The organism is Hirschia litorea (genome assembly GCF_042665075.1).
Lineage (GTDB): Bacteria > Pseudomonadota > Alphaproteobacteria > Caulobacterales > Hyphomonadaceae > Hirschia > Hirschia litorea.
Genome location: NZ_JBHTBR010000008.1, coordinates 1 through 6,807, shown reverse-complemented (window position 1 = coordinate 6,807; position 6,807 = coordinate 1). Strand labels below are relative to the sequence as shown.

Here is a 6,807-nt window from a genome sequence, read left to right as displayed (position 1 = left end):
CATAATTTTAGCGTCGCTAAACCTTGATGTTTTCATGTCAAATCTCCTCGTTTTATAAAACGTGAAAATTCTACTTTTGAAACCTATTAATTTTAGGGGGATTACAGTTTGCTTGCAAACCACTACCGGGCAATAGGACGCTCGCCAACACCGTGAACTTTGCACACGTGAGCTGCAGCCTCTCGTTTTGCAGCGGGCGTTACCACTTTTTTGAGTTCACCTCTTTAAGGATAGCAATATCGAGAAGTTGTTCCGCCAGGAGCTTCTTGAGACGTGCATTCTCATCTTCAAGAGACTTCAGCTTGCGTGCGTCTGAAACTTCCATGCCACCAAATTGGGCCTTCCATTTGTAGAAAGAGGCTGTGCTTACACCATGTTTGCGGCATACCTCTTTGGTCGGAACACCGCTCTCTTGTTCTTTAAGTATCCCAATTATTTGTTCTTCGGTGAAACGTGATTGGCGCATTTATTATCTCCATATGTTGAGACGAATTCTACTCATTTCTGGAGGAGTTTTAAGGGCGCAGGTCAATTAACTTAAGAGTGATAATACTTCTTGGAACCTTTATAATAAAGGCTATCATAATAGGAGCTTTTACCTGGCGCTTTGGGGTCTACTTTATTTAGAGCTATACCTAAAATATTAGAGGTCGTGCTGCTTAATTGATGAATAGCTGATGCAACCGCCTTGGGGTTAGTTTTCCCCCATTGTGCTACGATAATAACTGCATCTGCATAAGTGACTATAACACGTGTCTCTGCTACGGCGAGTACAGGTGCACAATCGAGAATAACTAAGTCATACTCTTGAGAGAGCGATTGAACTAATTCTTCCATAGCTTGGGTGCCAAACAAATCTCTTGGCGTGAAATGCGTGTAAGAAGCGACCGGAATAACATCCACATCAGATTGTGGATCTTTTACAACTACGGATTTCCATTCTGCCTGATTAGATAGTACCTCTAGTAAGCCATTGCTCGGAGTTAATCCCATTAACTCATTCATAGATTGGCGTCTAATATCGCAGTCAACAATTATGGTTTTCTGTTCCGAACTGGCGGCGATACGCGCCAATGCAAGAGATGTTGTCGTTTTTCCTTCACCTGGCAAGGCTGACGTCATAGCGACCACCTTATTGGGACTACTTGATGCTGAGTATTTCACAGATGTTCGTAGAACACGTAAAGCCTCTGCATAAGCCGACATTTGTTTCGTCAGAACATAACCCGCAGGATTACGGTTTACTCCCCGTAGAGATTTAAAATCTTTCTTTTGCACAACTGGGATTGAAACGATTGCTGGATATCCAATCAGGCGTTCTACATCTTCTGGAGAAGATAGGACATTGCGAAATTGTTCTAGAAAGAAAGCTAGGCCAAGACCTAATCCCAAACCCATAAATAGAGACAGAGCGCTTCCCAACTTTATGTTGGGTGAAGAGGGAGTACGAGGGCGCTGGGCGGCTGACACAATCTTGGCATCAATTGAGGATAACTCACCTTGCTGAGAGACTTCATGAAAGCGTGTTAAGAAACTTTCGTATACAACTCTCGCAGCTTTTGCATCTGTTTCCAATTCATTTAACCGCACAAGCTCTTTATTATTGCTGATCAGATTCTTTCGAACAGACTGTAGGTTGCTCTCTAATGTGTTTAAGCGGGTGCGTACGACATCGGCTTCATTTTTAAGGTTAGACGCAATCCTTGATATTTCTGCCCGAATTTGAGCGTTGAGGTCTTCACGTTCCTTTTTTACTTTTTCAACAGCGGGGTAAAGTGGACCAAATTGATTTTCCAACTCTGCTTGGCGTTGAATAATATCTGTTTCCTTTACACGTAGGTCTCGAATGACAGTGGAATTGAGGACGCCTGCAATACTATCAGCTGACCCGCCTGAATTAATGAGTTCAACGACTTGTTCGTAACGTGCCATTTTTTCTGCATATTCAGCTCTAGAAGAGACAACAGCCGATTGAACATCGGCAATTTGCGTTTCTACTAGACTTACTCCCTCAGCTGTCAAAAGACCTTTGTCGGCTCGAAATACTTGCACTGCCGCTTCTTTAATTTGCAGCTCTTGCTTTAATTGCTCTAAACGGTCAGAAAGCCATACATTTGCGTTATCTGCAGATGCAAATTGTGTTTCCATCTTTGTGCCAAGGTAGAGGTTTGCAAGGGCATTAGATATTTTAGCTGCCATCTCGGGGCTTTCCGAGGTTACCGCGACTTCTATGACATAAGTTTTTCCTTTAAGTGAAATAGAGGTAGCGTTTTGTACAGCACTTACAATGCTGTTTAATAGGTCATCACTATTAACGGGTGAATTTGTCTCTTTCGAAGTTGGTAAAACTGAAGAAATCATCTGCCTTATGGCTGATGGTGTACGTAAGAGCGGGTTCCATTCAGGTTCATCAATTAGGTTGAGCTCCTCAACCATTCTTCTTGTTAGAGCGGGGGACTTCAAAACTTCTATTTCTGAATTAACGAATGTGTCGTTAGGAGCTATGTTTCCAGATAATGATTGCGTGTCTGATACAACATTATCCTGATTTGGGCTGATCATTAACAATGATGTTGCTGTATATTTTGGTATTTGCGTCATTGTTATTGCTATACCAATTGCAGATACAACAATGAAAACAGATAATATGACTTTTAATCGACGCGCTATTAGAGCAAAAATATCTGCGACACTGATTAATTCCTCATTTTCTTCTGGCGCATTTGGTTGTGCGTTGGAAGCATGCATTAGGTGACCAAATTTGTCATTAAATTGAGATGGATGATGCTGGTTCATATTTTTACTCAGTTTTAGCAAGATCAACTAATGCAGATTAGCGACGCAGTCGCAGGCCAAATGAAACTTGATTAATATCAAAATCTTTCCCGCGGTTTAGGCCATCGCTTGATTGTGAGCGTCGACTTATGTCGGTAAAAAGAGCAACATTTTTATTCAGTAGGTATTCGCTACCAAAAGTGACGCCCCAACGGGAATCCTGCCGATCCAAATCTTGATAGTCATCAAGCGCGTAGTCAGTACCAGCGGATATTATTATGTTTCTACGAAATTCATAATCAACACTGACACCAATGTTTGAAGCCAGATAGCCAAAAGCGTTACTTACGGCTGCATCTTGAATACCTCTGGACGCATCAAAGTTTACCGTAATCAATTGATCTGCAAACCATTCAACACCCGCATTGAACGCAAGTCCGCTAGCATTTCCACCGGCAACGGCGTCGTAGTCTTGATTGAGATATCCAATACCAATCTCGCCCCGCATTAAGTTCGAAATATCAAATTTAGAGCCTAGTAGAACCTCATAACCTTGCGAGTCTCGGTTTAGATCTCCAATGGTCTCATTGACGGAGGGGTATGCGCGGCCATTCCCTTTAAGGTTCACAAAGAAGCTGGTATCGGGAGAGATTTCATATTCAGTTCTGAATTCTAGATTTGTAATATCGTTATCTCGAGCTGATTGAGAGACCTCGGTTCCGTTTTTGGTAACGGCGTCACCATATTCATTGCGTGCCCATGAAGCGCGTCCGGCAAGCTGGACCCTATTTATGCCTTTGACAAATCCAATATTAACATCTGTTGAGTTTGTTTTGATAGGTTCAGCCAAGTTTGGAAGAGGGGCGTTTGCTAAAGATTCAGCAGAGTCTCGATAACCAGCACCACCCGTAAAATATAAGCCACTATCAATATCTAACTGACCATTCGAGTTTGCGTAAAACGTATTTGTATTGAGGTCAGTTTCTTCAGCATATTGGTTGAACAAGCCTCCAATATTTGTGGAAAGGCTGTGATTGGACCAGTTTGACTGTATATTAATTGCTGGTGCAATAGTCGCAACAAAATCTTCAAGTTCATTGGTTTCTGTTATAAATGTGTTGCTGTCATATTGTGCGGAAATATCTAAAGTTGGATAAGCCCGAAAAGCACCCATTGGTACGCCATTTGGCGCAAATTCTGGTTTTGGTCTTTGTTTTACTGATACGTTCTTTTGCTGGTCTTGTGCAAATGCTGGCGAGACCAAACCAACACCGATAGAAGCGCCCAACACAACGCGTGAAATTAACGAACCCATAACTATCCCCATAAGTTAAAGTGTGTTTTAAAATCTATTTTCAGTGTTTAGCCACAACACATAGCGCGCAGTTTTAGTGCTAGCTCAATTTTTTTCTGTGCTGTTTTGAGAGGGTTTTGAATTTGTTTAGCAGATCATAGTGAAATATAATCTGCTACTCTCTATCTACGATAACCCGTCAGTGTAGCCGCTTCCGCCACCACCACCAGCAGAACCTGATCCAGCATTGCCGCTTAACCCACTACCTGCATTACCGCTGCTGCCTGCATTACCTGTAGAACCGGTATTACCTGTAGAGCCGGTGTTCGAGGCTTCTGACGTCGCTTCGCTAGTCGAGTTTGAAGGTGAAGTGTTTTTTGCTGCGGCAATGGCCGTTTTTACGTTCGTGTTGGCAGTTGAGGCAGCAGATTTTGCAACTGGATTTGATGCTAGTTTAGGAGAGGCCGCGACGGCTTCAAGTGCCTTCGCAACGACAGCAATATCAGCGTTAGCTGTAAGCTGAGCTATGATGGCTGTAGCTTCAGCTTCTGTTGTTGCTTCTGCAAGCAAAGCTTCAAGTTGTGCAATGAGTACATCAACCGCTTCTTGGTCTATGATTTCTGGTGTTTCAGTTTCGGCAACTTCAGTTGCTTCTACTTCCTGCATCGCGATGGCGTTAGAGTGACAGATAAAAGCTGCAGTAAAAGCAATAGCGGAAATAGTGGTTTTACGAAAGCGCATAATAAAATCTCCTCAGCAATATAAAAAATAAAATGAGGAATAAATCCCCCCAGACGGGAGTGGCTTTACCCGATAGTCAAGAATGTGTCTACCACTTGAGGTGGTGCGTTAGGGTTTTGTTAGCACTTTTTTACGGATGGATCATAAAATAGCAGAAATTTGTCAATTCGCTTGTTTTGCAAGCAGTGCTGGTCTGCGCCATTGAAGATGCGAATACGCAGCCAATGCTATCTCATATCAATGTTGGAACGGGTGTTGATTGCACTGTTGATTGCACGATCCGCGAGCTTGCTGAGACAATTGCCAAAGTTACAGGTTGTAAGGGTGAGTTGGTGTTTGATGTGGCGAAGCCAGCTGGCACGCCACGTAAACTGATGGACGTATCTCGTCTTGAAGACCTTGGTTGGCAATATACGATTTCATTAGAAGATGGATTGCGTGAAGCGTATGCGTAGTTTGTGGATAATCACGCGACTGCAAGAAGCTAATTCACACTCTAATAGAGTTGGTTTTTATTGGATAGAAGCACTCTAACCATTTTCAGGTTAGGGCGCTTTTTCAATATAGGCTTTGCGATAAGATATTGAATTTAGACCTGCTAGAAACAACATAACTTTATTGATAGCAAACACGTTGTTGAGGTCGGATTCAGTTATCGATGATAAAAGCGTTACACAGCATATAACGGCAAAAAAGCTGGCTGTGAGGTCTTGCTTTGAGACCCAGTTTTTTATGACACGATAGATTATGAAGGTGAGGGGGATTAGCATGAAAACTAAACCTAAAATACCTAAATGGACCATTATTTCAAGGTAAGAATTGTGAAACGAAAAGCGTGTGCCTTGTTCTTTTCCCTGATCCATCATGATTGACTCTGCGTCCCCTCGACCAATCTGCCAAAATCCTTCAGCACCTAAACCAATGACAGGATTTTGAGATATAAGGCGACGCGCATCTTCCCACAAAGTCGTTCGACCAGTGAGGGTAGTATCTTTATCTAGGGCTTCTAATACTATGTCGATAGGGCTTTGTGTGAGAGACAATAGTAATAGCGCCAAAATGAGGGTCATTACTGTTCCAAAAACAATCATGATAAGACGGCCCGATTGAATTTGTCTAATTTTAGTCCACAAGAATGTAACTGCACACAGGACAACAGTTGTAATGATTGCCAATATGAAATTGGTTGTCGATTCAACGACAAAAATTGAATAGAAACTCGGGATTACTAAAATACCGGCTAAGCTACGTTCTAAGATATGACTCTTCTTATCTAGAAGAATATAAAGGCTTGCGGCGTAAAGATAAAAGACACGGTTACCCAGCATGTTTTTTTCTGAAAAAGCATCTGAAGAATAACTTCTATCGAGTTCTGGCAAATGCATGAAGACAAGAAACCCGACGAATAAGTAACCGTAAAATAGCGCTTTAATGATTTGCTGCGGACTTAGGCGTAAGGCGATGTATAAGATCGCAATAATGTCGACTGCGTGCATGAGGCCAAATCGCAATGCTTGTCCCGATGGAGACCACATTGAGGATAGGATAACCCATGCCGGAAATAAGAGTAAAAACCATAACGTCCTGGAGAAACGTAGTAAATATTTCCAATGATAGGCGCTGCTACAAATAAAGGTTAGCAGGCAGGCATATCTTAAAAGCTCTAATCCAGGCATGAGGGTTGCGGTTAAAGCAAACCAGATTGCAACGAATGCAACCTCCCAATTTTGGGCCTGAGCAGGTAGTTTGATTTTTGCTATTTTTCGTCTTGGCTCATTAAGGGGAGAGGTATCCCAAGATGCTGTCGTCATTTTCGTGTGCCAATATAGGATAGAAATTTCTAATATTTCATTTCAGATACAGGAAACATGCCTAAAAGACATAAGAATTACTTGAGGCTGTAATCCCCCCATATTTAACGGGGTTTGATAGTAGAATTCACGTCACCATTGTTAACTTCATGGCGGGTGTTATGCCGCCAAGGCCCATATGAGGGC

The 6,807-nt window shown here is 42.3% G+C and carries 4 protein-coding genes and 2 pseudogenes; 1 reads left to right on the top strand and 5 read right to left on the bottom strand.

Translation table 11 applies throughout. The annotated features are described in order from the left end of the window. Nucleotides 1-137: 137 nt before the first annotated feature. The 4 genes and pseudogenes from ACFQS8_RS14780 to ACFQS8_RS14765 form a co-directional block, all read right to left on the bottom strand. A pseudogene (locus tag ACFQS8_RS14780) lies at nt 138-466 on the bottom strand (transposase); the annotation flags it as partial. A gap of 71 nt (nt 467-537) precedes the next feature. Next, a complete protein-coding gene (locus ACFQS8_RS14775; RefSeq protein WP_382168778.1) occupies nt 538-2,796 on the bottom strand; it encodes a GumC family protein in 2,259 nt (752 codons plus the stop codon). Between the two features lie 37 nt (nt 2,797-2,833). Then, the gene (locus ACFQS8_RS14770) at nt 2,834-4,090 is read right to left on the bottom strand and encodes an outer membrane beta-barrel protein (protein ID WP_382168775.1); all 1,257 of its coding nucleotides are present in this window, start codon (nt 4,088-4,090) and stop codon (nt 2,834-2,836) included. Nucleotides 4,091-4,255: 165 nt separating this feature from the next. Then, nucleotides 4,256-4,810: a hypothetical protein gene (locus ACFQS8_RS14765; RefSeq protein ID WP_382168773.1), complete on the bottom strand. Its 555-nt coding sequence runs from the start codon at nt 4,808-4,810 to the stop codon at nt 4,256-4,258. Nucleotides 4,811-5,019: 209 nt separating this feature from the next. Here ACFQS8_RS14765 and ACFQS8_RS14760 point away from each other — a divergent pair. Then, nucleotides 5,020-5,265 (top strand): annotated as a pseudogene (locus ACFQS8_RS14760) (GDP-L-fucose synthase); the annotation flags it as partial. Nucleotides 5,266-5,355: 90 nt separating this feature from the next. On the opposite strand, the gene ACFQS8_RS14755 reads toward ACFQS8_RS14760, so the two are convergent. Then, nucleotides 5,356-6,621, bottom strand: coding sequence for an O-antigen ligase family protein (locus ACFQS8_RS14755; protein WP_382168771.1), 1,266 nt, complete (start codon nt 6,619-6,621; stop codon nt 5,356-5,358). Nucleotides 6,622-6,807 lie beyond the last annotated feature (186 nt).